Origin of the sequence: Arthrobacter zhaoxinii (assembly GCF_024385505.1) — a bacterium.
In the GTDB taxonomy this organism is placed as follows: Bacteria; Actinomycetota; Actinomycetes; order Actinomycetales; family Micrococcaceae; genus Arthrobacter_B; species Arthrobacter_B zhaoxinii.
The window spans coordinates 686,029-712,404 of the sequence record NZ_JANFLT010000001.1 but is presented as its reverse complement, the minus strand read 5'-3'; the positions used below and the strand labels follow the sequence as shown (position 1 = coordinate 712,404).

The 26,376-nt window shown below is 66.9% G+C and carries 23 protein-coding genes, 2 pseudogenes and 1 riboswitch; of the genes and pseudogenes, 17 read left to right on the top strand and 8 right to left on the bottom strand.

Features of this window, described 5'->3' with window-relative positions; all coding sequences use genetic code 11:
• Positions 1 to 8: 8 nt before the first annotated feature.
• On the top strand, positions 9 to 623 hold the full coding sequence (dcd, locus tag NNX37_RS03340) for a dCTP deaminase (RefSeq protein ID WP_255790843.1): 615 nt from the start codon (positions 9 to 11) through the stop codon (positions 621 to 623).
• A 255-nt stretch (positions 624 to 878) separates the two neighbouring features.
• On the opposite strand, the gene NNX37_RS03335 is transcribed toward dcd, so the two are convergent.
• Positions 879 to 2,255 (bottom strand): MFS transporter, encoded by a 1,377-nt coding sequence (locus tag NNX37_RS03335; RefSeq protein ID WP_255790842.1) that lies wholly within the window; start codon positions 2,253 to 2,255, stop codon positions 879 to 881.
• Positions 2,256 to 2,453: 198 nt separating this feature from the next.
• Here NNX37_RS03335 and NNX37_RS03330 point away from each other — a divergent pair, with 198 nt between their 5' ends.
• The 6 genes and pseudogenes from NNX37_RS03330 to mnhG form a co-directional block, all read left to right on the top strand.
• Positions 2,454 to 5,498 carry a Na+/H+ antiporter subunit A gene (locus tag NNX37_RS03330; protein WP_255790841.1) on the top strand — a complete coding sequence of 1,015 codons (3,045 nt, stop codon included), beginning with the start codon at positions 2,454 to 2,456 and terminating at the stop codon, positions 5,496 to 5,498.
• The gene (locus tag NNX37_RS03325) at positions 5,495 to 5,980 is read left to right on the top strand and encodes a Na(+)/H(+) antiporter subunit C (RefSeq protein WP_255790840.1); all 486 of its coding nucleotides are present in this window, start codon (positions 5,495 to 5,497) and stop codon (positions 5,978 to 5,980) included. Before NNX37_RS03330 ends, NNX37_RS03325 begins: the two co-directional genes overlap by 4 nt.
• Positions 5,977 to 7,587 (top strand): Na+/H+ antiporter subunit D, encoded by a 1,611-nt coding sequence (locus tag NNX37_RS03320; RefSeq protein WP_255790839.1) that lies wholly within the window; start codon positions 5,977 to 5,979, stop codon positions 7,585 to 7,587. The genes NNX37_RS03325 and NNX37_RS03320 overlap by 4 nt, the downstream gene beginning before the upstream one ends.
• Positions 7,588 to 7,601: 14 nt before the next feature.
• Positions 7,602 to 8,180 carry a Na+/H+ antiporter subunit E gene (locus NNX37_RS03315; RefSeq protein ID WP_255790838.1) on the top strand — a complete coding sequence of 193 codons (579 nt, stop codon included), beginning with the start codon at positions 7,602 to 7,604 and terminating at the stop codon, positions 8,178 to 8,180.
• Entirely contained in the window at positions 8,177 to 8,437 is a 261-nt protein-coding gene (locus tag NNX37_RS03310; protein WP_255790837.1) for a monovalent cation/H+ antiporter complex subunit F, read from the top strand. The genes NNX37_RS03315 and NNX37_RS03310 overlap by 4 nt, the downstream gene beginning before the upstream one ends.
• 4 nt (positions 8,438 to 8,441) lie before the next feature.
• A pseudogene (gene mnhG, locus NNX37_RS03305) lies at positions 8,442 to 8,825 on the top strand (monovalent cation/H(+) antiporter subunit G); the annotation flags it as partial.
• Between the two features lie 191 nt (positions 8,826 to 9,016).
• Here mnhG and NNX37_RS03300 read toward each other — a convergent pair.
• On the bottom strand, positions 9,017 to 9,280 hold the full coding sequence (locus tag NNX37_RS03300; RefSeq protein WP_227919224.1) for a DUF4235 domain-containing protein: 264 nt from the start codon (positions 9,278 to 9,280) through the stop codon (positions 9,017 to 9,019).
• 91 nt (positions 9,281 to 9,371) lie between these two features.
• Positions 9,372 to 9,506: riboswitch (TPP riboswitch) on the top strand.
• A 90-nt stretch (positions 9,507 to 9,596) separates the two neighbouring features.
• On the opposite strand from NNX37_RS03300, the gene NNX37_RS03295 reads away from it, so the two are divergent.
• The 3 genes from NNX37_RS03295 to NNX37_RS03285 all read left to right on the top strand — a co-directional run bounded on the left by NNX37_RS03295 (position 9,597) and on the right by NNX37_RS03285 (position 12,663).
• Positions 9,597 to 10,214 (top strand): ECF transporter S component, encoded by a 618-nt coding sequence (locus NNX37_RS03295; RefSeq protein WP_255790836.1) that lies wholly within the window; start codon positions 9,597 to 9,599, stop codon positions 10,212 to 10,214.
• A 161-nt stretch (positions 10,215 to 10,375) separates the two neighbouring features.
• Positions 10,376 to 11,863 (top strand): ABC transporter ATP-binding protein, encoded by a 1,488-nt coding sequence (locus tag NNX37_RS03290; protein ID WP_255790835.1) that lies wholly within the window; start codon positions 10,376 to 10,378, stop codon positions 11,861 to 11,863.
• On the top strand, positions 11,860 to 12,663 hold the full coding sequence (locus tag NNX37_RS03285) for an energy-coupling factor transporter transmembrane component T family protein (RefSeq protein WP_255790834.1): 804 nt from the start codon (positions 11,860 to 11,862) through the stop codon (positions 12,661 to 12,663). The genes NNX37_RS03290 and NNX37_RS03285 overlap by 4 nt, the downstream gene beginning before the upstream one ends.
• Positions 12,664 to 12,691: 28 nt before the next feature.
• Here NNX37_RS03285 and NNX37_RS03280 read toward each other — a convergent pair whose 3' ends face one another.
• The gene (locus tag NNX37_RS03280; RefSeq protein WP_255790833.1) at positions 12,692 to 13,579 is read right to left on the bottom strand and encodes an aminodeoxychorismate lyase; all 888 of its coding nucleotides are present in this window, start codon (positions 13,577 to 13,579) and stop codon (positions 12,692 to 12,694) included.
• 83 nt (positions 13,580 to 13,662) lie between these two features.
• Between NNX37_RS03280 and cls the strand changes: the two genes are divergently transcribed.
• Positions 13,663 to 15,138 carry a cardiolipin synthase gene (gene cls / locus NNX37_RS03275; RefSeq protein WP_407079911.1) on the top strand — a complete coding sequence of 492 codons (1,476 nt, stop codon included), beginning with the start codon at positions 13,663 to 13,665 and terminating at the stop codon, positions 15,136 to 15,138.
• A 6-nt stretch (positions 15,139 to 15,144) separates the two neighbouring features.
• Here the strand turns inward: cls and NNX37_RS03270 are convergent, their stop codons facing one another.
• Positions 15,145 to 15,744 carry a nucleoside/nucleotide kinase family protein gene (locus tag NNX37_RS03270; protein ID WP_255790832.1) on the bottom strand — a complete coding sequence of 200 codons (600 nt, stop codon included), beginning with the start codon at positions 15,742 to 15,744 and terminating at the stop codon, positions 15,145 to 15,147.
• Positions 15,745 to 15,807: 63 nt separating this feature from the next.
• The gene (locus NNX37_RS03265) at positions 15,808 to 16,611 is read right to left on the bottom strand and encodes a methyltransferase domain-containing protein (RefSeq protein WP_255790831.1); all 804 of its coding nucleotides are present in this window, start codon (positions 16,609 to 16,611) and stop codon (positions 15,808 to 15,810) included.
• A gap of 239 nt (positions 16,612 to 16,850) precedes the next feature.
• On the opposite strand from NNX37_RS03265, the gene dnaK reads away from it, so the two are divergent.
• The 5 genes and pseudogenes from dnaK to NNX37_RS03240 all read left to right on the top strand — a co-directional run bounded on the left by dnaK (position 16,851) and on the right by NNX37_RS03240 (position 21,901).
• Positions 16,851 to 18,740, top strand: coding sequence for a molecular chaperone DnaK (dnaK, locus tag NNX37_RS03260; protein WP_255790830.1), 1,890 nt, complete (start codon positions 16,851 to 16,853; stop codon positions 18,738 to 18,740).
• 2 nt (positions 18,741 to 18,742) lie between these two features.
• Complete coding sequence (locus NNX37_RS03255) at positions 18,743 to 19,387, top strand: nucleotide exchange factor GrpE (protein ID WP_255790829.1); 645 nt, start codon at positions 18,743 to 18,745, stop codon at positions 19,385 to 19,387.
• Positions 19,388 to 19,521: 134 nt separating this feature from the next.
• Positions 19,522 to 20,520: a DnaJ C-terminal domain-containing protein gene (locus NNX37_RS03250; protein WP_255790828.1), complete on the top strand. Its 999-nt coding sequence runs from the start codon at positions 19,522 to 19,524 to the stop codon at positions 20,518 to 20,520.
• A 67-nt stretch (positions 20,521 to 20,587) separates the two neighbouring features.
• A pseudogene (locus NNX37_RS03245) lies at positions 20,588 to 20,986 on the top strand (heat shock protein transcriptional repressor HspR); the annotation flags it as partial.
• Between the two features lie 171 nt (positions 20,987 to 21,157).
• The gene (locus NNX37_RS03240) at positions 21,158 to 21,901 is read left to right on the top strand and encodes an MOSC domain-containing protein (protein ID WP_255790827.1); all 744 of its coding nucleotides are present in this window, start codon (positions 21,158 to 21,160) and stop codon (positions 21,899 to 21,901) included.
• Positions 21,902 to 21,910: 9 nt separating this feature from the next.
• Here NNX37_RS03240 and NNX37_RS03235 read toward each other — a convergent pair whose 3' ends face one another.
• From NNX37_RS03235 to trmB, 3 genes are read right to left on the bottom strand one after another with little or no spacing between them, the layout of a single operon-like run.
• A complete protein-coding gene (locus tag NNX37_RS03235) occupies positions 21,911 to 22,555 on the bottom strand; it encodes a class I SAM-dependent methyltransferase (protein WP_255790826.1) in 645 nt (214 codons plus the stop codon).
• Positions 22,552 to 23,550 (bottom strand): NYN domain-containing protein, encoded by a 999-nt coding sequence (locus NNX37_RS03230; RefSeq protein ID WP_255790825.1) that lies wholly within the window; start codon positions 23,548 to 23,550, stop codon positions 22,552 to 22,554. Before NNX37_RS03230 ends, NNX37_RS03235 begins: the two co-directional genes overlap by 4 nt.
• Before the next feature lie 5 nt (positions 23,551 to 23,555).
• Positions 23,556 to 24,422, bottom strand: a complete 867-nt coding sequence (gene trmB / locus NNX37_RS03225) for a tRNA (guanosine(46)-N7)-methyltransferase TrmB (RefSeq protein WP_255790824.1) — start codon at positions 24,420 to 24,422, stop codon at positions 23,556 to 23,558.
• Positions 24,423 to 24,708: 286 nt separating this feature from the next.
• Between trmB and NNX37_RS03220 the strand changes: the two genes are divergently transcribed.
• On the top strand, positions 24,709 to 26,328 hold the full coding sequence (locus NNX37_RS03220; RefSeq protein ID WP_255790823.1) for a DEAD/DEAH box helicase: 1,620 nt from the start codon (positions 24,709 to 24,711) through the stop codon (positions 26,326 to 26,328).
• Positions 26,329 to 26,376: the final 48 nt, after the last annotated feature.

Below are 26,376 nucleotides of genomic sequence, written 5' to 3'. Positions count from 1 at the left end.
TTTGAAGAGTGCTGATTTCTGACCGCGACATCCGAGCCGAGATTGCCGACAACCGGATTGCCCTGGACCCTTACGACCCCGCTATGGTCCAGCCTTCCAGCGTCGATGTGCGCATCGACCGCTTCTTCCGGCTCTTCGACAACCATAAGTACGCCCACATTGATCCCTCCCAGGACCAACCGGAACTGACCCGGCTGGTGGATGTGGCTCCGGACGAGCCTTTCATCCTCCACCCCGGCGAATTTGTCCTGGGCTCCACCTACGAGCAGGTCACCCTGCCGGATGACATTGCCGCCCGCCTGGAAGGCAAGTCCTCCCTGGGGCGCCTCGGGCTGCTTACGCACTCCACCGCCGGCTTCATTGATCCGGGCTTCTCCGGGCACGTCACGCTGGAGCTTTCCAACATGGCAACGCTGCCCATCAAGCTGTGGCCCGGTTCCAAGATCGGCCAGTTGTGCTTCTTCCGGCTCAGCTCGCCGGCTGAGCATGCGTACGGCTCCGGCCGCTACGGCAACCGTTACCAGGGCCAGCGGGGCCCGACGGCGTCGCGCAGCCACCTGAATTTCCACCGCACCGACATCGGCGCCGCCGCTAATGACGAGGATGCCGTCAGCGCCTCCTAAGGGGACCGTCCGGCTGGAGGGCCTGGCGGAGGCGGCGTGACCGTCCGGCCGGAGGGCCTGGCGGAGGCGGCTTTAATATTCCAAGCGAGCTCTGCGAGCGAAGGAATTTCGTTGCCGCCGGAGCCAGGCCCATAGGCCGGACCCGGAGCCAGGCCCATAGGCCGGACCCGGAGCCAGGCCCATAGGCCGGACCCGGAGCCAGGCCCATAGGCCGGACCCGGAGTCAGGTCCATAGGCCGGACCCGCGCGCCGGACTTACTCCTTATCGGCTGCCGCGGCCTTCCGTGCCCCGGGGGAGCGGACCGGGAGCAGGACCAGCAAGCCAACCAGCAGCACGGCCATGATGCCGATGATGCCGTAGCGCTGCGAACCGAAAATCAAAATGCAGGCCGAGAACAGGGTGGGGGCCAGGAAGCTGACCGCCCGCCCTGTGGTGGCGTAGAGGCCGAACAGCTCGCCTTCCTTGCCTTCCGTGGCGAGCCGGGCCAGGAACGCCCGGGAGGCGGACTGGGCCGGGCCAACGAACAGGCACAGCATCAGGCCGAAGATCCAGAAGGTGGTGTCGCCGGTCCACTGCAGCCCCAGCAGGTCCTGGTCCTTGGGACCGAGCACCACCACGGCAGTGCCGGCGAGGATCAGCCCGATCAGCGAACCGACGATCACGGCCTTGGGTCCTGACCGGTCATCGAGGAACCCGCCGATCACGGACCCGACGGCGGCGACCACGTTGCCGAAGATGGCGAACATAATCACTTCCGACAGTTCCCACCCGAAGGTGCCGGCCGCGATAACGCCGCCGAAGGTGAACACCGCCGCGAGTCCGTCCCGGAAGACGGCGCTGGCAAGCAGGAAGTAAATGGTGTGCGGGTCGGTCCGGAAGAGGACCTTGATGCGGTGGAACAAAAGCTTGTACGAGGCGAGGATTCCCAGCCGGGCCACTGCATCCTGGCGGGGGACTTCGGGCACGGCAAACATGAGCGGCAGCGCGAAGAGCAGGAACCAGACTGCCGAGAACAGCGCCACGGCACGGATGTTCAGTCCGTCTTCGGAAGTGACTCCGAACCAGCCGACGTCGGGCTGCACGAACCCTACGAGCACCAGCGCGAGGGCGGCGATTCCGCCTACGTAGCCCATGGCCCAGCCCAGGCCGCTGATTTTTCCCACCGTGGCCCGGGTGGAGATCTGGCTGAGCATGGCGTTGTAGTTGACGCCCGCAAACTCGAAGAACAGGTTCGCTGCGGCAATCAGGGCCACACCGAGGATCAGGTAGTCGGGGGAGGGGAAGACAAACCAGCACGCTGCGACCAGGGCGCAGGTCAGCAGGGTGTTGACGGTCAGCCATTTGCGGCGGCGTCCGCCGGCGTCCGACCGCTGTCCGGTCACCGGTGCGAGGACGGCCACGGCCACGCCGGCAATGGCGAGGCCCGCGCCGAGGACGGCGGAATTGTGGTCCTTGTCGCCGAATTGCTCGGACGTCAGGTAGACCGTGAACACGAAGGTGGTCATCACGGCGTTGAAGGAAGCGGAGCCCCAGTCCCAGGCAGCCCATGCCGCCACCTGTTTCCAGCGTGCAGGGGCCGGGGCGCTTGTCGCCGGGCGGCCCGGAGACGTGTTTTCTGTGCTGAGACTCATGCCGCCGAGCCTAGCGGCTCCCGCGGCCCGGAACGGTATTCCACGCCTAAACCGCCGATTCCTGCATCTGCCGCTGACCGGCCCGAATAGGAGGGCACGTGTATGCCATGGGTAGAATGGATAGACCGACCTTGACCGCCCCCTTGATAACTACAGCTGTCTGACGCTGCAACATCGATAAAATCCCGGGAGATCATAGTGCTGTTTGTGCTCACCGTTTTGTTTGCGGTGGCATTGGTTGCGCCCTTGTTGTTCCGGAAGCTTGGGCGGTCGGCGTTTTACATTCTGGCGGCCTTCCCCGCTGCGGCATTCATCTGGCTGATGGCCACGTTCTCCCGGTACACGGGTGCAGACCAAACACTGGCCTCGGGAGCCCCGAACGCGCCGCCGTCGGTCACCATCCCGTGGATTCCCGAGCTCCGGGTGGAGCTGGCCTTCCGGATGGACACGCTCTCCGCGGTCCTGTCCATCCTGATCCTCGGTGTAGGCGCGCTGGTCCTCTTCTACTGCGCCCGGTACTTCCGGCCCAATGATCCGAAGATGGGAAGCTTCGGCGCACAGCTGCTGGCGTTTGCCGCCGCAATGTTCGGCCTGGTTACCTCAGATGACCTGATTCTGCTGTTCATCTTCTGGGAACTGACCACCATCCTGTCCTACCTGCTGATCGGGTACTCCGCGCACCGGCTCTCCGCCCGCCGCGCAGCTCTGCAGGCATTGATCGTCACCACCTTCGGCGGCCTGGCGATGCTGGTCGGCATGATCGTGCTCGGCACCGTCGCCGGAACCTACCGGATCTCCGAGATTCTGGTGCTGGCACCCGAACTGGTGGCTTCCGGGACGCTGGTCAATGTTGCCATTGCGCTTCTGCTGGTCGGCGCCGTTTCCAAATCCGCCCTGGTGCCCTTCCACTTCTGGCTGCCCGCAGCCATGGCTGCTCCCACCCCGGTCAGTGCCTACCTGCACGCCGCGGCGATGGTGAAGGCGGGCATCTACCTGATCGCCAGGCTCGCACCCGGGTTCTCCGAGACGCTGCTGTGGCACCCCATCGTGCTGGTCCTGGGACTGACAACCATGCTGCTGGGCGGCTGGCGTGCCCTGCGCCAGTTCGATATCAAACTCATCCTCGCCTACGGCACCGTCAGCCAGCTCGGTTTCCTCACGCTGGTGGTCGGGCTGGGCAGCCGGGAAGCCGCCGTCGCCGGCATGGGCCTGCTCCTGGCCCACGGGTTCTTCAAGGCCACGCTGTTCCTGGTGGTTGGAATCATTGACCACCAGGCCGGCACCCGTGACATCCGCAAACTGTCCGGAATCTTCCGCGCAGCACCGAAACTCGCCGTCGTTGCCGTGATCGGTGCAGCGTCCATGGCCGGGGTGCCGCCGCTGCTGGGCTTTGTGGCGAAGGAATCCGTCTACGAGACCTTTGTGCATTACGGCGAGCAGCAGGGCACCTTCGCAGCCTGGGTACTGCTGGCCGGCGTAGTGACCGGGTCCATCCTCACCTTTGCGTACAGTGCCCGCTTCGTCTGGGGTGCCTTCGCTGCCAAGGAAGGCTGCAAAGCGACTCCCTTCAAGTCTGTTTCCTGGTCCTTCCTGGCAGCTCCGGCCATCCTTGCCGCGGCCACCGTCGCCTTCGGGCTCTGGCCTGCGCCGCTGGATTCGGTCATCGCTTCCTATGCAGACCTTTTCCCGGCGGAGGGTAAGCCCACACACCTGGCTCTGTGGCACGGCCTGACGCCGGCTCTCGGCCTGACCGTGCTTACCCTCGCCGCCGGTGCCGCCCTGTTCCTGCTGCGCCGCCGGGTGGAGTCCTTCCAGCAGACCGTCGCCCTCCCGCTCGACGCTGAACGGTCCTACCGCGGCAGCATCGGCGTGCTCGACGACGTCGCCGTGTGGATTACCGGCCGGACGCAGCGCGGCTCGCTGACGTTCTACCTGTTCGTCATCCTGGCCATGGCGATAGTGACCCCGTTGACGGCACTGTTCCTCCGGTCCGCTCCGTTGCCGGAAAACTTCCGCTGGTTCGACACCCCGCTGCAGGCCGTGATCGGTGCGGCAGTAGTCCTGGGTGCCGTGGCCGCCGCCCGGGCCACCAAGCGCTTCCTCGCCGTGCTGATGGTTTCGGTCAGCGGCTACGGCATCGCCCTGATCTTCGCCCTGCAGGGTGCCCCGGACCTCGCCCTGACGCAGATGCTCGTCGAGACCATTGTGCTGGTGGCGTTCGTGCTGGCACTGCGGTCCCTGCCGGCCCGGCTGTGGAAGCGCGAACCCAAGCGCCACCGGCTGCTGAGGGCCCTGCTCGGCATCGCCTTCGGCGCCAGCATGGTTGTGTTTGCCATGACCGCCATGGCCTCCCGCGTGGCCGCGCCCGTCTCCCTCGATTTCCCGCAGCTGGCCTACGAGGGCGGCGGCGGCTCCAACATTGTCAACGTCACCCTGGTGGACATCCGCGCCTGGGACACGTTCGGTGAAATCACCGTGCTCGCCATCGCGGCCACGGGTCTTGCCTCCCTGATCTTCGTCCGCGGACGCGGTGACAAGCGGCGCCGGGCCGAAGGAGTGGCCACCGGTTCCGTGGATCGGGGACAGGAGCGGTTTGCCCCCACCGGCCGCCGCCAGGCCACCCTCGCCCTGGCCCGGAAATTCTCCAGCGCCGGCCGTGACGCCTGGCTGGTGGCCGGTCGGACGCTGGCACCCGAGCGCCGGTCCATCATCTTCGAGGTGATCACCCGGCTGCTGTTCCACTCCGTGATCCTCTTCTCGGTCTACCTGCTGATTGCCGGTCACAACCTGCCGGGCGGCGGCTTCGCCGGCGGGCTGATGGCGGGACTCGCACTGACCATCCGCTATCTGGCCGGCGGCCGTTTCGAGCTGGCAGAGGCCAGCCCGGTCAGCGCAGGCACGCTCCTGGGCGGCGGTTTGGGCGTCATCGCCCTGTCGGCCGCGGCACCGCTGTTCTTCGGCGGGCAGATCCTGCAGAGCGCCATCCTGAAGTTCACCTGGCCGGTCTTCGGGGAAATCAAATTCGTCACCTCCACGATCTTCGACATCGGCGTCTACCTGGTGGTCGTGGGACTGGTGCTGGATGTCCTGCGCAGCCTGGGTTCCGAGATCGATGAGCGCAGCGAGGCCGACGCCGATGACGACGCCGACGACGACAGCATTGTGGAGGAACCCCAGATCCTGGATATTGCGACCAGCCCCGAGGCCGGCTCCCGTCCCGAAGAGGAAGAGGTGGCCCGGTGACTGTGAACCTCACCCTCCTCCTGGTGATGGGGTGCCTGTACGCGGCCGGCATCTATCTGCTGCTTGAGCGAAGCCTGACCCGGGTGGTGCTTGGCCTGGCCATGCTGACCAACGCCACGAACATCCTGCTCCTGGCCACGGGGGGACCTGCCGGGCTGGCGCCGATCTTCAACAAGGACATCGCCGCCGATGCCTACAACGACCCGCTCCCGCAGGCGTTCATCCTGACCTCGATCGTGATTTCCTTCTCGGTCACCGCCTTTATGCTCGGCATCATCTACCGGTCCTGGATCCTGGGCCGGCAGGACGAGGTCCAGGACGACCTCGAGGACCGCCGGGTAGCAAGCCAGAGCAGCTTCGATGCCGAAGATGACGCAGACGTTCCGGAGGACACCACGGAATTCACACCGCCGGAGGAAGCCGAAGAGGCTCCCGGCTCCCAGCGCGGCAACACACCAAACGAACCGGAGGTGACCCGATGAACACAGCCAGCCTTGCACCGCTGGCAGTGGTGCTCCCGGTCTTCGGTGCCGCCCTCGCGTTCATCCTGATCCGCCACCAGCGCTCCCAGCGGGTAGTGAGCATCAGCATCCTCAGCGTCACCCTGATGCTGGAAGTCCTCCTGCTGGGGTCCGTCTGGGAATCCGGTGCGCAGGCCGTGAACCTGGGCGCCTGGCTTCCGCCGTTCGGCATCACCATGGTGGTGGACCAGTTCTCCGCGCTGATGCTGGTGGTCTCGTCGGCGATCAGCCTCTCCGTCTTGATTTACGCCGCCGGCCAGGGTATGGCCGACGGCGACGAAGACGGACCGATTTCCATCTTCCACCCCACCTACCTGATCCTGGTGGCCGGGGTGTCCAACGCCTTCCTCGCCGGGGACCTGTTCAATCTGTATGTCGGCTTCGAGATCCTGCTGACCGCCAGTTACGTGCTGATGACCCTGGGCGGCACCACGCCGCGGATCCGGGCCGGCGTGACCTACGTGGTGGTCAGCGTGGTGTCCTCGCTGCTGTTCCTGATTTCCATCGCGATGATCTACGCAGCCACCGGCACGGTGAACATGGCGGACCTGGCGCTGAAACTCGGTGACTTGGACCCGGCGACACAGTTGATGCTGCACCTGATGCTGCTGGTGGCATTCGGCATCAAGGCTGCGATCTTCCCGCTGTCATTCTGGCTGCCCGACTCCTACCCCACCGCGCCGGCCCCGGTCACTGCAGTGTTCGCCGGCCTGCTGACCAAGGTGGGCGTCTACGCCATGGTCCGCACCGAAACCCTGCTCTTCCCCGGAGACCGGATCAATACCCTGCTCATGGTGGTGGCGGGACTGACCATGCTGGTGGGCATTCTGGGTGCCCTGGCCCAGACAGATATCAAACGAATGCTCTCCTTCACCCTGGTCAGCCACATCGGCTACATGGTGTTCGGCCTCGCAGTGGCATCCGTGGCGGGCATCGGTTCCACCGTGTTCTACGTGGTGCACCACATTACGGTGCAGACCTCGTTGTTCCTGGTCACGGGTCTGATCGAACGCCGCGGGGGCACCGCGAACATGGACCGGCTCGGCGGGCTGGCCCGGTTGTCACCCCTGCTGGCCGTGCTGTACTTCATTCCGGCCATCAACCTGGCCGGCATCCCGCCGTTCTCCGGCTTCCTGGGCAAGCTCGGCCTCATGCAGGCCGGGGTGGGGCTCGGCACCCCGCTGGCCTACGTTCTGGTGGGCGCCGGTGCAGCCACCAGCCTGCTGACCCTGCTGGTCATGGCACGGGTCTGGAACCGGGCGTTCTGGCGGACCCCCGAGGATGCGGTGCACCCGGATCCGATCCTGCTGGCAACGAGTGCGGACGGCTCCAGCCTGCGCAGCTCGGAGAATGTCACCGAGCATTCCACCGGCCGGTTCTCCGGACGGGACTCCGTGGATCTGCTGCCGCGGACCATGGTGTACCCGACGGTGGGTCTGGTGGCCCTCGGCGTTGCCCTGACCGTGGCCGCCGGGCCGCTGTTCGCGCTCAGCGATGGAACCGCACAGGACCTGCTGGACCGCACCCCGTACATTGAGGCCGTCCTGGGCGAGGGGGCAGCCCAGTGACCAAGGAAGCACGCATGCGTAACCGCTCCCGCATTCCCCTGCTGCAGGAGTTGCCCCTGCTGATCTGGCTGGTGTTCCTGTGGGGAGCGCTGTGGCAGGACTTCAGCGCCGGCAACCTGGTCTTCGGGGCAGTGATCGCGTTCTTCGTAGCGAACATCTTCTACCTCCCGCCCGTGGAACTCAGCGGCAGGTTCAACCCGTTCTACGGGATGATCTTCGCCGGACGCTTCCTCTGGCAGCTGGTGCAGGCCAGCTTCCACGTGTTCTGGCTGGCGGTCTTCCGCGGTCCGCGGATCCGCAACGGAGTGATCGGGGTGAAGCTGCGCAGCAGGTCGGACCTGCTGGTCACTGCCACCGGCCACGTGCTGTCGCTGATTCCCGGCTCGCTGATTGTCGACGTCGACCGTTCCACCTCGACCCTGTATCTGCACGCACTGAACGTGTCGACGGCGGAGCAGGCGGAGAAGGTGCGGGCCGATGCGCTGGATGCGGAGGCCTGGCTGATCCGGACGCTGGGAACCAAAGAGGAGCTGGCCGCACTGCGTGCCGAAACCGTGCAGACACGGGAACGAAAGATTGGAGGCCGGGCATGATGGGCGCAGTAGTGGTGGCGGTGTCCGTCATGCTGGCCGTGGCCGGTGCCGGTGCCATTTACCGGATTGCCCGCGGCCCCTCGATCCTTGACCGGGTGCTGGCCTCGGACGTACTGCTGGCGATTGTGGGTGCCGCCCTGATGACGGACATGATCGTTTACCGCAACCTGGATTATCTGGCCCTGCTGGTTGCCATTTCCCTCATCGGCTTCATCGGATCCGTGACGGTTGCCCGCTTCGTAACGGACAGGCGGTAGGACCGTGGAAGAGACCGTTTATGACGTGATCACGGCCGTGCTGATGCTCGGCGGTGCCCTGATGTCCCTGGCCGCGGCCATCGGCCTGATCCGGTTCCCGGACCTGCTCAGCCGTATGCACGCAGCCACCAAGCCCCAGGTTCTCGGGCTGCTGCTGTTCCTGCTGGCGATGGCCGTGGAATTCCGGAGCTGGAAGCTGCTGCCGGTCCTGGCCGTGGTGTGGATCTTCATGCTCCTGACGGCCCCCGTCTCCGCCCACATGGTCGGCCGGGCCGGCTACCGGACCAAGCACCTCCGGCCCGAGCTGCTGGTCATCGACGAGCTCGACGATGTCGTCGAACGTGCCCAGCGCCTGCTCCGGGAAGCCGAAGAGGATGCCCTGGAAGACGAAGACGATGATCCGCGCGTGGACGATGATCCGGGGCACGGCTACACCGGGGAGCTCGACGACGACGAGCTGCTGCGTGCCCGCGGAACCGCCGGGGACGCGTTAAACAGCGACGCCCAGCGCCGGGGGAAAAACCCCGAGGGCTGAGCGCAGCTCCTCCGCCCGGGGGCGGAGGCAGGAGGATCGAAGGCTTAGACGATTTCCGGCGTCTTCTGGTAGCGCTGGATGGCGCGCTGCGTGCCGCGGTTGGTCAGCACGCGGATGACCTGGCTGACGGCACCGGAAACCACGGCGAAGGCCACGGCGGAACGGAGGCTGTTCTCCAGGCTGCCTTCGGCATCCTTGGGCGGCTCGTTGCCGGTGGCCTTGGTCCAGGCGAAGTCCAGCACCTTGGCGGCGACGATACCGGAGAGGATGCTCGCTCCGGTTCCAAGCAGTTTGAGGATCAGGTTCATGAATACTCCTAGCTTCGGGCGTTTTTCCTAACCCTACGGTACCGGTTTGCCCGTCGCCGGATCCGGGGTGCGTGTGTAGAGTGGAATCGCAAACATACGACAGGGGAGCGCCGTCCCGCAGCAGGTCTTCGGACCGCTAAGGATAAGGCGCTGAGAGTGCGGATATCCGCAGACCCTCGAACCTGATCCGGTTAGTACCGGCGAAGGGAGTCGAGAGCTCAGGGACATTCCCCGTTGACCGGCAACGGTCCACGGGGAAGTGCGCCGGTTTACCGGTGCAGCATCACCCTCCCCTCCTGATAACAGGAGGACATTCATGAAAGACCAATCCGCGGCACTCCGCCGCACCCGGCCTGCAGCTTCACGGCGTTCCTGGCGGGTGGTGGACATTGTTGTCGCTTCCGTCCTTGCCGTGGCCGTGGGCGTCATCTTCTGGGCCTGGTCCCTGGGTTATGCCGGGATCAGCGCACTCACCGCGGCGTTTCCGCCGCTCGCCGGGCTCTACACCGGCGGCTGGCTGATTGCCGGGGTGCTGGGCGGGCTCATCATCCGCAAACCCGGTGCAGCGATCTACTGCGAAATGCTGGCCTCGGCCGTGTCGGGTGTGCTGGGCACGCAGTTCGGCCTCTCCGTGCTGCTTTCGGGCTTCCTGCAGGGCCTGGGCGCCGAACTGGTGTTCCTGTTGTTCCTGTACCGGCGGTTCTCCCTTACCGTGGCACTGCTGGCCGGGCTGGGCTCCGGCTTGTTCCTCGGCCTCAGCGAAAACGTCCTGTACAACGTGGAGTGGGCAGCGCAGTGGCAGCTGCTGTACGTCCTGCTCACCTGCGTCTCGGGCGCGGTTATTGCCGGCGGGCTGTCCTGGCTGGCGGTCCGTGCCCTGGCCCGGACGGGTGCCCTCGCACCGTTCGCGTCGGGCCGGACAGGTACGGCGTGACGGTGCTTTTCGGCCGAAAGGGCGGCCGGAGCCGCCCGCTCGCTTCAGCGCCCGCTGGCCCGCTTCCGGACGGGGTCCCGGGATCCCGGCGGCGTTCCGGCCCGGCTGCGGTCGCGGCGCAGGGGTGGGGTTGGCGGCACGGGGGACGGACAGGTCCGGCGGTGTCCGGACTTGACCTGGCTATTTCCCCCGGCGAGCGCGTCCTGCTACTGGGTGCGTCAGGCGCCGGAAAGTCCACGTTCCTGCACGCCCTGGCCGGTGTGCTCGGCCCGGACACCGGCGGGGAGGAACACGGGACGCTAACGCTCGACGGCGTCCACCCGGCGGATCCGGCTGCCCGCGGTAGGACCGGGCTGGTCCTGCAGGATCCGGATTCCCAGACCGTCCTGTCCCGGGTAGGGGACGAAGTGGCGTTCGGTGCGGAGAACCTCGCGGTCCCGGCCGGGGAGATCTGGCCGCGGGTGCGTTCGGCACTGGCCGACGTCGGACTGGAGGTCCCGCTGGACCGCTCCACGGCCGCGCTCTCGGGCGGGCAGAAGCAGCGCCTGGCCCTGGCCTCCGTCATGGCCATGGAGCCGGGCCTGCTGCTGCTCGACGAGCCCACAGCCAACCTGGACCCGGACGGTGTGGACGAAATCCGCGACGCCGTGACCCGGGTGCTCAACCGCACAGGCGCCACGCTGATTGTGGTTGAGCACCGGGTGGACGTCTGGGCCGGCGTTGTGGACCGGGTAGTGGTCCTTGCCGCCGGAGGAGGGGTCCTCGCGGACGGCCGGCCGGACCAGGTGCTGGGGGATCCGGGGCACCGGAGCACCCTGGCCGAGTCCGGCGTCTGGCTCCCGGGCACCGCCCCGGAAATCCCGGGCGTCCCCTGGACCCCTCCCGCAGCCGGACCTCTGCTGCTGGAGGCCCGGGGACTGGCCGTCGCCCGTTCCGGCCGCGGCCCCGCCGTGCTGTCCGGAGCGGACCTGACCCTGGCCGCTGGAACCGCCCTCGGCATCACGGGACCCAACGGAGCCGGCAAGTCCACGCTTGCCCTGACCCTGGGCGGACTGCTCCGGCCGCGCGAAGGCACCTTGGCCGCAGCCCCGGCGCTGGCCGGAACCGCCCGCCCGGAACCGGGCCGCTGGACCTCGGCACAGCTCGTGGGCCGCATCGGCACCGTCTTCCAGGAACCCGAACACCAGTTCCTGACCAACACCGTGCGGGATGAGCTCGCGTTCGGGCCCCGGCGGCTGAAGCAGGACACGGACGGGCAGGTGCTGGCCAAGGTGCAGCTGCTGGCCGAACGGCTCCGGCTGGACGGGCTGCTCGAAGCCAACCCGTTCACGCTCTCAGGCGGGGAGAAGCGGCGGCTGTCCGTAGCCACCATGCTGGCCACGGAACCGTCCATCCTGCTGCTGGATGAACCGACCTTCGGGCAGGATGCCCGGACCTGGGCGGAACTCGTGGCACTGCTGCGCGGGCAGCTAACCGAGGGGTGCTGCGTGGTTTCCGTCACGCACGACGCCGAGTTCATCGAGGCCCTCGCCTCCCGGAACCTGCGGGCGGCGGACGGGGTGCTGGCAGCCGCTGCAGACACTCGTGCGATGCCCGAGGGGCCTGCCGCCGGCGCGGGTACGGCACCGGATGCGCAGGTGCGGCAGTGAGCGCCGCGGTGGCCGGGGCACCGGCCCGTCCCGCAGGGACTTTCCTTGCCCGCGCCAACCCGCTGTCCAAGCTCGCCTCGGCGATACTCCTGACACTGGCGGTGCTGATCACGGTGGACTGGGTGAGCGCCGCCGTCGTCCTCACCGCCGAGCTGGCCCTGCTGCCGCTGCTGCACATCCGGGTGTCTACGTTGCTGCGGCGGATCTGGCCGCTGCTGGCCGCGGCACTGATTGGTGCGTGGGGCACCGCGCTGCTGGCGGAAAAGAGCGGAACGGTGCTGTTGGACGCAGGCCCGCTGCTGTTCACCTCCGGGTCGGTGGGCGCGGGCATCGCCATCGGGCTGCGCGGACTGGCGATTGCCCTGCCGGGAATCTACCTGCTGACCACCACCGACCCCACCGATCTGGCCGATGCCCTGGCCCAGAAGCTGCGGCTGCCGCACCGGTTCGTCCTGGGGGCGTTGGCTGCCATGCGCCTGGTCGGACTGCTCGTGGAGGAATGGCGCACCATCGGCCTGGCCCGGCACGCCCGCGGTGCCGGGCACGACGCCGGGGGAGCAGCCCGTCTCCGGGGTTTCGCCGGGCAGTCCCTGGCGCTGCTGGTCCAGGCGATCCGCCGGGCCACCCGGCTCGCGACGGCGATGGAAGCGCGCGGCTTCGGAGCAGCGGAGCGGACCTGGGCACGGACCTCGACCTTCAGCAGCATCGACGGCATCGTTTTCGCGGCAGGGGTGGTTGTCTCGGCCGCGGCCGTGGCAGCCGCGGCGGCGGCCGGGACTTTCAACTTCATCCTGACCTGAGGCCTTCCCGGGACAAGTCTCCTGCCGGCTAGAGGGCCGCGTCCGCCAGCCGGGCCAGTTCGCTGTTCAGATCCGCGGAGAACGGCAGCTCCCGGCCGTCGATGGAGCGCACCGGCACCAGCAGCCGGATGCTGGAGACCAGCCAGACGCCGTCGGCGGCGAACAGGTCCTCGGGCACCAGCGGCCCGTACCCCAGGTCCCAGCCGGCTGCCTCGGCGGCCTTGAACAGGGCATCCTGCGTGGTTCCGGCCAGGATGCCGCTCCTGCGTTCGGGGGTCAGCAGGGTGCGGACGCCGTTTCGCTCGCGGGCGAGCACCACCGTGGACGTGGGTCCCTCGAGCACCTTGCCGTCGGAGGAGGTGAAGATGGCGTCGTCGGCACCGTGCTGCCGTGCGTAGCGAAGGGCCGCCATGTTCACGGCGTAGGACAGCGTCTTGGCGCCGAGCAGCAGCCACGGCGCGCGGACAGCGGACAGGCTGTCGTAACCGCGGTCCAGGAGCAGGACCTTGATGCCCGCCTCGCGCTGCGCCGCGGCATCGGGGGCAACGGTCACCTGCACCCACGCGGTGGGTGCGGCGGCACCCTCGACGCCGCGGGTCACCACAAGTTTCACCGCTGCCCGGCCGGCGTGGCCGGCGTCGTCGGCCTCAGCTTCTGCATGCAGTGCCAGCGCAGTGGCGATGGCACGTTCCCAGGCCTCCCGCGGGGGAATGTCCAGTTCCAGCAGCTGCGCGGAGGACGCCAGCCGGTCCAGATGGGCGTCAGGCTTCCGGGGCACCGAGTCCACCGCCAGCAGCGATTCGAAGATGCCGTCTCCGCGCGTCACCCCCAGGTCATTGATCATCAGCTGAGGCACGCCGGCATCGGCCGGACGCCCGTCGGGAAAGGCGGAATCCAGGAAAACCAGAACAGTCATGGGCCCAGCGTAGCCGCGCAGGCACGGCACCTGCCGCAGGACCGATAGGCTGTCTTGAAGGCGGCATCGGGAGGAGCAAGGGTGTGTGGTGGTCTCTGACCGGTTTTGATCTTTCCGGGTGGACGGCCGTGGTGCTGACCACGGTGGATTACGCGATCCGGATCATCGCCCTGGGCGTGGTCCCCGGCAACCGCCGTCCCACGACGGCCATGGCCTGGCTGTTGTGCATTTTCTTCCTGCCGATCCCGGGCATCATCCTCTTTTCGTTCTTCGGTAACAGCCGGCTTTCCGAGCACCGGGTGAAGCGGCAGGCCGAAATCAGCCGCCTGGTCCGCGAGAACACCAACGAGCTGGAAGCCGAGGGCACCAACTACGACGGCCCCGAGTGGGTCTTGAATGCCGCGCAGCTTAACCGCCGGCTGGGCTCGTTTCCCACCATGGACGGCAACAAGGTTGATCTGCAGCGGGACTACACCGAGTCCATTTCAGAGATGACCGAGGCGGTGAAGAGCGCCAAACGGTACGTCCATGTGGAGTTCTACATCATGGGCTACGACGCCGTCACCCGGGACTTCTTCCGTGCCCTGAGTGACGCAGCCGCACGCGGCGTCACTGTCCGGCTCCTGTTTGACCACATCGGCACGATCCGCATCCCCGGCTACCGGAAGCTGCTGGCCGAACTGCGCGGCAGCGATATCCAGTGGCGCCGGATGCTGCCGGTCAATCCCTTCCGCGGGCGCTGGCGCCGGCCGGACCTGCGCAACCACCGCAAGATCCTGGTGGTGGACGGGGCAGTCGGCTTTACCGGTTCGCAGAACCTGGTGGAGCCGGGCTACAACAAACGCCGGAACCGCCGGTCGGGCCGGAAATGGGTGGAGCTGATGGCCCGGATGGAAGGAGCGGTGGTGGATGAACTCAACGTTGTTTTCGCCACCGACTGGAACGCCGAGACGGACGAAAACCTGGAACGCGAACTGAACCTGTACGACTGGTCCTTCGATCCGGGCAACGTTACCTGTCAGGTGGTGCCCAGCGGTCCCGGATTCAGCACCGAAAACAACCTGCGCCTCTTCGCCTCCCTGATCTACTCGGCCAGTGACCGTATCTCCATCACCAGCCCGTACTTCGTTCCGGATGACACCCTCCTGTATGCCGTCACGACGGCGGCGCAGCGCGGGGTGGAAGTGGAGCTGTTTGTGTCCGAGAAGGGCGACCAGTTCCTGGTGGACCACGCGCAGCGCTCATACTACGAGGCGCTGCTGCGGGCAGGGGTCCGGATTTACCAGTACCCCAAGCCGCTGGTGCTGCACGCGAAGCACTTCACCATCGACAACGAGGTGGCCGTCCTCGGGTCCAGCAACATGGACATGCGTTCCTTCTCGCTGAACCTGGAAGTGTCGGTCATGATGTTTGACGGCACCATTGTCGAGCAGATGCGCCGCATCGAAGACACCTACCGGGCGCTGTCCAGGGAACTCATCCTGGAGAACTGGGTGGGCCGGCCGGTGTGGCAGCGGTACATCGACAACGTGGCCCGGCTGACCGCGACCCTGCAGTAGGTTCCCTTACTCAGCCCGCACATCCGTCGGCGGCCGTTCGGGCTGCAGCCGGGCCAGGACGGTCTTCAGTGCGGCCGCGGCGTCTGTCCCCGGTCCCACCAGGCGGACGGTGAGATGCGCGGCGGAGGCGGCGTCGTCGTCGGCAGCCCAGCGGCGTTCCTGCGCGGCCCAGCGTTCCCAGTGCGGTGCGTAGGTTCCCCCGTCACGGTCCAGCGCGCAGCGGCGGCGGACGTTTTCCTCACCTTCCACCCAGACCGTGGTGTCCAGCAGGGTGCGGGCCTCGCGGTGCGCGGCACCCACGCCTTCGAAGACCACGACGTCGGCAGGTTCCGTGGTGTGCCAGCGGCCGCAGCGGCCGGCGTTCCAGTCCCAGGCCTGCCACCGGGCGGAGCGTCCTTCGGCGAGCGGCCGCAGGATCTCCTCGCGGTAGTAGGTCATTCCCGATTCCAGTCCGTCCCAGCCGGGATAGACGTCCTCCAGATGGAACAGCCGCACGGAGCCGCCGTGGGCCAGAGCAGCGGCAATCCCGGTGGCCAGGGTCGTTTTGCCGGCGCCGGAGAAGCCGTCCACCGCAATGAGCAGGGGCGTGCCGGGTTTAGCGGGCATCGGGGATGCCGCCCGTACACGCGGTCAGGAATCGGAACATTCCTTAACCCTAGCCAGAAAGGGTCAGGCCCGAAGAAGCAGCTCCCCGCAGGGAATCAGGAACCAGCCGTCCGGGGCTGCGGCCCACTCCTTCCAGCCCGCGGCAAGCCGTTCCAGCAGCTGCCGGTCCGCCAGCCCGCGCTCCTGCGCCTGTTCGGCGAAGGCGGAGTGCAGTACGCGTTCGGACCAGGAGTCCGCGTGCCGGCGCCGCTCTTCCGGCGCTGCGTAGAGCCAGTTGGACGAGGATGGGGCGATGTCGGTGAAGCCGGCCTCGAGTGCCCATCCGAGCAGGTGCCTGCCGGCATCGGGCTCGGCGGAATTCCCGCGGGCTATCTCCTGGTAGACCGCCATCCATTGAGCCAGCTCCGGCGTGGGCGGATGCCAGATCATGCCGGAGAAATCGGCGTCGCGCACCGCCACCAGCCCGCCCGGCCTGGCAACCCGGCGCATTTCCCGCAGCGCGGCCACCGGATCCATCAGGTGCTGGAGCACCTGATGGGCGTGGACAATGTCGAAGGTTTCGTCCGGGAAGTCGAGGTCGTACACATTGCCGGCGGTAAAGGAGGCATTGGCCAGACCCCGTCCGGCCGCCCGGGACCGGGCGGAGACAAGGACGTCTTCCGAGGAATCCAGGCCCACCACCGGCCCCGGAGCCACGAGCGCCGCAAAGTCGGCGGTGATGCTGCCCGGTCCGCAGCCGACGTCGAGCACGCTCATCCCGGACGTCAGCTCCGGCAGTAGATACGCAGCGCAGTCCTGCGCGGTGCGGGCGGCATGGGCATCCACCACGCTGCGGTGATGGCCGTGGGAATAGGTTTCGGAAGCCATGGCAGGACCCTACCGCCCGCCGGGCCGGAGAGCGGGAAACGGCGGCGGCCGTGTTCCTCAGCGGCCGGGCCAAAGTTGAGCGTTGGTGGCTCAAGTTTGTTGACAAAGAAATACTGCTGAGTAAAGTTGAGTGTAGAACGCTCAATCGCTCTCCATGGCAGTCCGCGGAGCCGGCCTACGGGTCAGGCAAGGCGGCGAAGCCACGGGATGCGGGTTTTCCAAGGAAAGAGGAAGCAAATATGTCACGTGCAGTAGGTATTGACCTCGGTACTACCAACTCGGTTGTTTCGGTTCTGGAAGGCGGCGAGCCCACGGTTATCGCCAACGCCGAAGGCGGCCGCACCACTCCGTCCGTCGTAGCCTTCGCCAAGTCCGGCGAAGTCCTGGTCGGCGAGATCGCCAAGCGCCAGGCAGTCAACAACATTGACCGCACCATCGCTTCCGTCAAGCGCCACATGGGCACCGACTGGAACGTAGACGTGGACGGCAAGAAGTACACCGCCCAGGAAATCTCCGCCCGCATCCTGATGAAGCTGAAGAACGACGCCGAGGCCTACCTCGGTGAGAAGGTCACGGACGCCGTGGTCACCGTTCCCGCCTACTTCAACGATGCCGAGCGCCAGGCCACGAAGGAAGCCGGCGAGATTGCCGGCCTGAACGTACTGCGCATCGTCAACGAACCCACCGCAGCTGCCCTGGCCTACGGCCTGGACAAGGGCAAGGAAGACGAGCTCATCCTCGTCTTCGACCTCGGCGGCGGCACCTTCGACGTCTCCCTGCTGGAAGTCGGCAAGGACGAAGACGAATTCTCCACCATCCAGGTCCGCTCCACGGCCGGTGACAACCGCCTCGGCGGCGACGACTGGGACCAGCGGATTGTTGATTACCTGCTGAGCCAGGCCAAGGCCAAGGGTGCGGATCTGTCCAAGGACAAGATCGCCCTGCAGCGCCTGAAGGAAGCAGCGGAGCAGGCCAAGAAGGAACTCTCCTCGGCCACCTCCACCAACATCTCCCTGCAGTACCTCTCGGTCACGCCCGAAGGTCCGGTCCACCTGGACGAGCACCTGTCGCGCGCCAAATTCCAGGACCTGACCAAGGACCTGCTGGACCGCACCAAGAAGCCGTTCCAGGACGTCATCAGCGAAGCCGGCATCAAGGTTTCCGACATCGACCACATCATCCTCGTGGGCGGTTCCACCCGTATGCCTGCCGTCTCCGAACTCGTCAAGGAACTGGCCGGCGGCCAGGAGCCGAACAAGGGCGTGAACCCGGACGAGGTTGTAGCCGTTGGCGCCGCCCTGCAGGCCGGTGTGCTGAAGGGTGAGCGCAAGGACGTCCTGCTCATCGACGTAACCCCGCTGTCCCTCGGCATTGAAACCAAGGGCGGTGTGATGACCAAGCTGATCGAGCGCAACACGGCCATCCCGACCAAGCGCAGCGAGACCTTCACCACCGCGGATGACAACCAGCCGTCCGTGGCCATCCAGGTCTTCCAGGGCGAACGCGAGTTCACCCGCGACAACAAGCCGCTGGGCACGTTCGAGCTGACCGGTATTGCACCGGCTCCGCGCGGCGTTCCGCAGATCGAGGTCACGTTCGACATCGACGCCAACGGCATTGTGCACGTGTCCGCTAAGGACAAGGGCACGGGCGCCGAGCAGTCCATGACCATCACCGGCGGTTCTTCCCTGAACAAGGAAGACATCGACCGCATGGTCCGTGAAGCCGAAGAGCACGCCGCCGAGGACAAGAAGCGCCGCGAGGCAGCAGACATCCGCAACTCGGCCGAGCAGCTCGCCTACTCGGTGGACAAGCTCCTCACCGACAATGACGACAAGCTGCCGGACAACGTCAAGACCGAGGTCAAGTCCGACGTCGACGCGCTGAAGAAGGCGCTCGAGGGCACGGACAACGACGACGAGGTCAAGACTGCGTTTGAGAAGCTGCAGGCTTCCCAGACCAAGCTGGGCGAAGCCATCTACGCCTCCGCCTCCGCCTCCGCCGCCGGCGCCGAAGGCGCCCCCGGTGCTGCTGACGGTGCTCCGGCTGACGGTGCTGCTGCAGGCAGCGCCGCCGGTGACGAAGACATCGTTGACGCCGAAGTTGTCGACGACGAAGAAAAGAAGTAATCGTGGCGGCGGAAAACGAGCACGGGAACACTCCCGAAGGTGAAGAGCCCGTAAACGGCCAGGACACGCCCGGCTCGGGCGAGACCGCGGATTCCGCCAACGGTGCCGCGGCAGGGGAGGAAGCTTCGGCTTCCGCCCCGGCCGCCGGGGCCGACGGAGATGCACTCTCCCAGGCGGAGCAGATCCTGAACAACGCCGACGTGCCGGCCCAGCCTGCCGCGTCCGGTTCACCGGAGGCAGCTGAACTGCGCAACGACCTGCTGCGCCTGCAGGCCGAGTACGTGAACTACCGCAAGCGGGTGGAACGCGACCGCGACGTCGCACGGGACATGGCAGTCATCGGTGTACTGAACTCACTGATGCCTGTTCTGGACGACATCGACGCGGCACGCCAGCACGGCGACCTGGCGGAGGGACCCTTCGCTGCGATCGCTGCCAAGCTGGAGAACTCGCTGAAGACGTACGGGCTCAGCCGCATCGATGAGACCGGTGTGGAGTTCGATCCGAACATCCACGAGGCACTCATCCAGCAGCAGAGTGCGGATGTCACGTTCGATACAGTCACGCAGATCCTGCGGGCCGGCTACAAGTCCGGTGAGCGGGTCCTGCGTGCGGCGCAGGTGATTGTTTCGGTTCCGGAACAGTAGCTATACCGTGTCCGGGGCCGCACAGCGGCCCCGGACATTTTTCCATCGGCAGGTCCCGCAGCAGGGGCAAGCAAGGCCCGGCAGCCGTGTTCCACGGCAATGCAGCGGGATCGGCACATGAGGAAGGGACACCAATGGCTAGTCAGGATTGGGTCGATAAGGACTTTTACAAGATTCTGGGTGTTCCCAAGGACGCGTCCGACGCGGACATCAAGAAGGCGTACCGCAAACTGGCGCGGAAGTACCATCCCGACCAGAACCAGGGCGACGCCAACTCCGAGCGGATGTTCAAGGACCTCTCCGAGGCCTACTCGGTCCTCTCCGATGCGGAGGAACGCCAGCAGTATGACGCCATCCGCGCCATGGGAAGCGGTGCACGGTTCACAGCCGGCGGCGCGCCTGGCGGCGGCGGGGCCGGAGGAGCGGGCTTCGAGGATATCTTCGGGGACCTGTTCGGCCAGACCGCCCGCGGGGGCAGCCGGCGGACTACCTTCAACGCCGGCGGCAGCAACATCCCGCCCGAATTCGCCGACCTCTTCGGCGGCGGCGGGGGATTCGGCGGCGGCGGCTTCGGCGCCCCGCCGCCCACCAAGGGTGCGGACCGTACCGCCAGCACCACCATTTCCTTTGCCGGTTCCATTAACGGAACCGTGATCGGCCTGCGCGAACCCAACGGCGAAGTGGTTGAGGTCCGTGTGCCTGCCGGGGTCAAGGACGGGCAGAAGATCCGGGTGCGCGGCAAGGGCCAGCCCGGTGCCGCGGGTGCGGGCGACCTGATGGTCACCGTCCACGTCACGCCGCACGACTTCTTCGCCCGTGAGGGTAACAACATCCGGATCCATGTCCCGGTCTCGTTCCCGGAGGCCGCCCTGGGCGCCACTATCGAGGTGCCTACGCTGACCTCGGACACCGTCCGGCTCAAGGTCCCCGCGGGAACGCCGTCCGGCCGCACCCTGCGGGTCAAGGGTCGGGGCGTGCACACCTCCAAGGGCAACGGAGACCTGCTGGTGACCATCGACGTCGCCGTACCTTCGCACCTGAGCAAGGATGCCCGGGAAGCCGTGGAAGCGTTTGCCGACGCCACCAAGGGCGAGGATCCCCGGATCGCGTTGGCAGCCAAGGCACGGCTCTAGCCGACCGGTTCCACCGGCCGGAGGGTTATGACAGGGTTACCATTTCAACAGCAGTAAAGGAGGAACAATGGGCATAGACGTTAATGCGCCTATTTTCGTGATCTCCGTTGCCGCTGAGCTCGCGGAAATGCATCCGCAGACCCTCCGGCAGTACGACCGGCTCGGGATTGTCCGACCCAGCCGGGCACCGGGGCGCTCCCGCCGTTACTCCCAGCGCGACATAGAACTGCTGCGCGAGGTCCAGAAGCTCTCCCAGGAGGGCGTTTCCCTCGAGGGCATCAAGCGGATCATGGAGCTGCAGAACCAGGTCACCGGCCTGCGCCAGCGGGTAGCGGAGCTTTCCACGCAACTCGACGAAGCGCAGCGGCGCTCCTCTGACCGCAGCCGGGTCTTCGCCGCAGGACTGGCCGGCGACGTCGTCACCCTCAGTCGCGGGCAGCGCCCGCCCGCGGCCGCCACCGCAGTGCAGCAGCTGGGCCTGGTCTCACTGATGGAACGCCGGAGCCGTCTGCGCGCGCTTCCCGCCGGCAAGTCCGCAGAACGGGACTACGCCGACGACGGCTACATCCAGTCCCTTTAGGGCACCCGCCCACAGGGGTTCCGGGCATAGCAGTTCCCCCTGTGGCACAATGCCGGAATGCAGGAAACGCCGGTAGGTAATGTTCGAGCGCTGTACCGCTATCCGGTCAAGACGACCGCCGGTCAGGCGCTGCGCACCTCCGCTGTGACCGACAGGGGGCTGCTGCATGACCGCCGGTGGGCCGTCTACACCGACGACGGCGGCATCGCCAGCGGCAAGCGGACCCGCCGCTTCCGCCCTGTGCCCGGCCTCATGCAGTGGTCCTCGGTTGTTGAGGACAACGGGATGGACACCGACGCTGCACCGCTGCTGCTGAGCCCCGACGGTCTCAGCTACCGCGCGGATGATCCGGCCGCCTCCCGGGCGCTGAGCGCAGCTTTCGGCCGGGAACTGACACTGCGGCCCGAAAGCGCTGTCGGACACCACGACGAGACGCCACTGCACCTGGTGACAACATCCTCACTGGCTGCCCTCGAGGGCATGGTCGGTGGAGCGGTGGATGACCGCCGCTTCCGCGCCAACATCGTCATCGACACCGGTTCCCAGCCGGCGTTCTGCGAGGATGACTGGGTCGGTGCCGAACTGGTCCTCGGAGGCGGGGTTCTTCTGCGCCTGGGGGAGGGGATGCCGCGTTGCGTGATGATCGACCAGGCGCAGGCCGGTATCCCGGCCGGGACCAAGGCCCTGACGCTTCTCGGCACGCACCACTCCACGGAATTCGGTCTGCAGGCTCATGTCCTGCGGACAGGGATGCTACGGATCGGCGACCCGGTCACCCTGCGCCGCAGCGGGAAAGCATAACGACCGAGCCTACTGCAGGCGTCGCGCGCGCAGCACCACGTCCTCCTTGTGGTGCGCCCCGGCGCCGGCGGAAACGTGCCGCGGACGGGTCTCGTCCACCTCTATCCGCCAATCGTCATCGAGCAGTGCGGCCACATCGGCAAGGCCCACGTAGTCCCGGAGATCAATTCCACGGGCCTCTGCTTCCTCCGCCGTGGGCGGCGGGTGGTGTACCCATAGGAGAATCCCGCCGGGCGCGACGGCTCGGAGCAGCGCACGTTCCGCTTCGTTCCCGTCGGTCCGCAGGAGAACGGGGTACTGCGCCGAAACCAAGGCAAAGGACGCCGGCGAAAGAGCAGCCTCGACCAAGCCGGCATGGACCCAGTTCACCTGCACCGAACGCAGTTTGGCCTGGCGGGCGGCCCGGGCGAGGGCGACTCCGGAGACGTCCAGTGCAGTGACGTCCCAGCCCTGTTGGGTCAGCCACAGGGCATCGGCGCCTTCACCGCAGCCGACGTCCAAGGCGCGTCCGGGCTGTAACCCGCGGGTCTCGCTGACCAGGACGGCATTGGGGTGGCCGCTCCATAGCTCACCGCTGCCGGCGTAACGCTGGTCCCACAGCTCTTCGACGGCTGCGGGATCCTGCGGCAGGGACTCGGGGGATTCCGCGCTCAACGCCGGGCGTCGGCTTCCGGGCGGAGGCGGATGAGCCGCTGCGGACCGTCGTCGTCAAGCTCCACGAGATCGCCGTGGGAGGAGAGGAAATCGGTGAAGGACCGGAAGCCCAGCGGCTTCTCGTTGAAAGCCGGATCCATCCGGCGCATCTGGTTCTTCACCGTGCCCGTGTTGAGCCACTCGTCGGCGTCGCCCTTGGCATGGCCGATCTGCAGTGCCCGTACGAGGAGTTCGGTCGCGACGACCCCCGGGTCGACGTCCTCGGCCGGTTCGGGCTCGTCGAACGCAGCCTGGCCGGTGTGCGAGAACATGGGAACGGTGGTGAGCCTGCGCGCGGGGGCCGGATCCGGCTGCGAATCCGTCGGTGCCGGGCGCTTCTCGGCCGACGAATCGGCCGCAGCCGGGGCAGCAGCGGCAGCCACGATGCCGGGCAGGGAGTCGTAGTCCTCGAATTCGTCGCAGGCGGCGGCGAGGGAGGTGCTGGTCGAGCCGGCAACGCCGATGCCGACCACAAAGCGGCCGAGGCGCTTGGACTTCTGTGCGAGGGCAATGTAGTCGCTGTCGCCGGCCACGATGATGACGTGGGTCAGGTCCGGCAGCCGGAAGAGGTCTTCGACTACGTCCACGGCGAGCCGGATGTCAGCGCCGTTCTTGGTGCCGCGCGTGGTGGTGGTGAACAGCTGGGTCAGGTCCACCGCACGGGACATCAGCTGGCGCTGGTAGCTCGCATTGACGGGCACGGACCAGTCCGCGTAGGCGCGGTTGACCACCAGGGTGCCGAAGGACGCGGCAAAATCGATGATGGCGTTGAAGTCCACCGTGGCTGCCGTGAGCTTGGCGGCAACCTCCGGGTCGGCCTCCCGGTTCGTCTTGTCGAAATCGCGGATGCCGTCGCGCTGGAACGCATTGCGGCCGTGCAGCTGCTGGTAGCGCGAGATGACGATGTTGTCGAAGTCGATGTAGAGGCCGACACGGGCGTCGTTCGGTTCAGTCATTTTGTTCAGTTCCTCCGGTAAGCAAGGTCGAAAATCAGCCGGCCGGCCTCGTGGGCCTTGTTTTCGAAGCTGGTCAGTGTCCGGCCTTCAAACCTGGGCGCCCAGCCCCCGCGGGCATCGACGTCGTCGTCCGGGGCCTTGTTTTCGAGGCCCTCCCGGTGCACGCGGGTGAGCGGGCTGTCCTCACCGGCACGCTCGCCGTCGTGCAGGTTCCGGAACCGTGCGGACGCGTCCAGGACTTCGCGCATCTGCACGGCGTAGTCGGACCAGTCGGTGGCCAGGCGCCAGATGCCGCCGGGCACCAGCACCCGGGCCACCAGTTCGGCGAAGGAATCCTTGACCAGGCGGCGTTTGTGGTGGCGGGTCTTGTGCCAGGGGTCGGGGAAGAACACCCAGACCTCGTCCACGGAACCGGCGGGGAGCATGGTGCTCAGCACCTCCGGCGCGTTGGCCTGCACCACGCGGATATTCGTCAGGCCCTTCTGGCCGATCCGCTGCAGGGTCTGCGCCAGGCCGGGGAGATAGACCTCCACGGCCAGGAAGTCCTTGTCCGGGTTCTGCTCCGCGGCGTGCGCGACGGCTTCGCCGAGGCCCGAGCCGATTTCGACGACGAGGGGAGCGGTGCGGCCGAACTCGGCGGCGGCGTCGAACACGTAGTCGGGGGATACCGAGGTGTCGGCCTCATCACGGGGCACGTCGATCACGAAGCGGTCCGAAAGCTCGTCCCATGCCTGCTGGCGGCGCCCCTGCAGACGTGAACCGCGGCGGACGAAGGACACCGGTGAGCGGAAATTCGGCTCTGAGCCGGTGTCTGTGCCGACGTCGGCGGACCGGCTCTCGGCGGCATCGGGCAGGGCTGGTTCAGTAGTCATTATTGTTAATGCTATCGGCTGCCGCGGGTCCGGATTTCACCGCAGCCCCCGCCCCCGATTAGGAAAGTTTCCGCATTACGGTAAACTGGAGGCAGATGTTGGTCCTGCCATTGTCCGTCCCGGCTAATAACCGCGGGTGGAACAGTGTGTGTAAGCAGTCCAGCCTGCGTCGATGAACGCTTTCTTTTGTCCCGCTTCAGTGCGGTAGACACTGTCTGACTTTTCTTCGGCGAACCCTCGGCCCAAACGGCGTCGGGGGCCTCTTACCGAAAGTTGCCTGTCTTTAATGACCACTTTTGCTGCCCTTGGTGTGCCCAAGGCACTTGTTTCCTCCCTCGCCGCTGCCGGAATTGACGAGGCCTTCCCCATCCAGGTGGAAACCCTCCCGGACACCCTTAAGGGCCGCGACGTCCTGGGCCGCGGCCGCACCGGTTCCGGCAAGACGCTGGCGTTCTCCCTTCCCCTCGTTGCCCGTCTGGCCGAGAATGAAGCCGCTTACCGCCGCCGCCCGAACCGCCCGCTGGGCCTGGTCCTGGCGCCGACCCGCGAGCTGGCCACACAGATCAACAACGTCATTGAGCCCCTGGCCAAGGAGCTTGGCCTGAACACCACCGTGATCTACGGCGGCGTGTCCCAGCAGCGTCAGGAAAAGGCACTCAAGGCCGGCGTCGACATCGTCATCGCCTGCCCCGGCCGCCTCGAAGACCTGATGAAGCAGAAGGTCATCAGCCTCGAGTCCGTCGAGATCACCGTGCTGGACGAGGCCGACCACATGGCAGACCTCGGCTTCCTGCCGGTTGTCCAGCGCCTGCTGGACCGCACTCCGGAAAAGGGTCAGCGGATGCTGTTCTCCGCCACCCTGGACAACGGCGTGGACAAGCTGGTCCGCCGTTACCTGTCGAACCCGCTGACGCACTCCGTGGATGAGCCGCAGGCAGCGGTGTCCACCATGGAGCACCATGTGCTGCTGGTTCAGGACCAGACGGCCAAGAAGCTGCTGGTCAAGGAACTGGCCGGTGGCCAGGGCCGCCGCATCATGTTTATGCGCACCAAGCACCACGCCCGCAAGATGGCCCAGTTCCTCACGGACAACGGCATCCCCACGGTGGACCTGCACGGCAACCTGTCCCAGAATGCCCGTGACCGCAACCTGGCGGAGTTCGCTTCCGGCGACGTCCGCGTCCTGGTAGCCACCGACGTCGCCGCCCGCGGCGTCCACGTGGATGACGTTGAACTCGTGGTCCACATTGATCCGCCCACGGAGCACAAGGCCTACCTGCACCGTTCAGGCCGTACGGCCCGCGCCGGATCCAGCGGAACCGTGGTGACGCTGACCCTCCCGGAGCAGAAGAGCGAGGTGTCGAAGCTGATGAAGGCTGCCGGCGTCGACGTTTCCATCGAGAAGGTCAGCCACAATTCGCCGTCCATCGCCAAGCTTGTCGGCGAACGCGCGGCCGTTGTGGAACCGCACGTCCGCGCCGCGCAGCTTGCAGCCAAGTCCCCGCAGCAGGGCGGCGGCCGCTCCACCGGCGCCAATGCCCAGCGCAAGCGTGCAGCCCGCTCGACCGGTGCACCCCGCGCCGGCGGACGCGGCGGTACAGGCGGACGCGGCCGCGTGTCAGCGGAACGTCCCGACCGCATGGAACGCAGCGAACGCAACGAACGCAATGACCGCGCCGTCGACGACGTGCGTACGCAGCGTCCGGCACGGTCCGCCGACGGCCGCCGCAACAGCGCCTCGGCTGCCACCGCATCCGGACGCAACCGCCGCCCGGCCACCGGCCAGCGTGCCGAGGGCGCCGGTGCAGGCCAGCGTTCAGGCGGTGCAGCCTCCGGCCGCCCGGCACGTGCAGCCGGCCCCCGCCGCGCCACCGCGCCGGCATCGAACGAACGCCGTTCCCGCTAAGCCTTAGCTCAGCGAAAAGAGGCACCGCATCCACTGTTGATGCGGTGC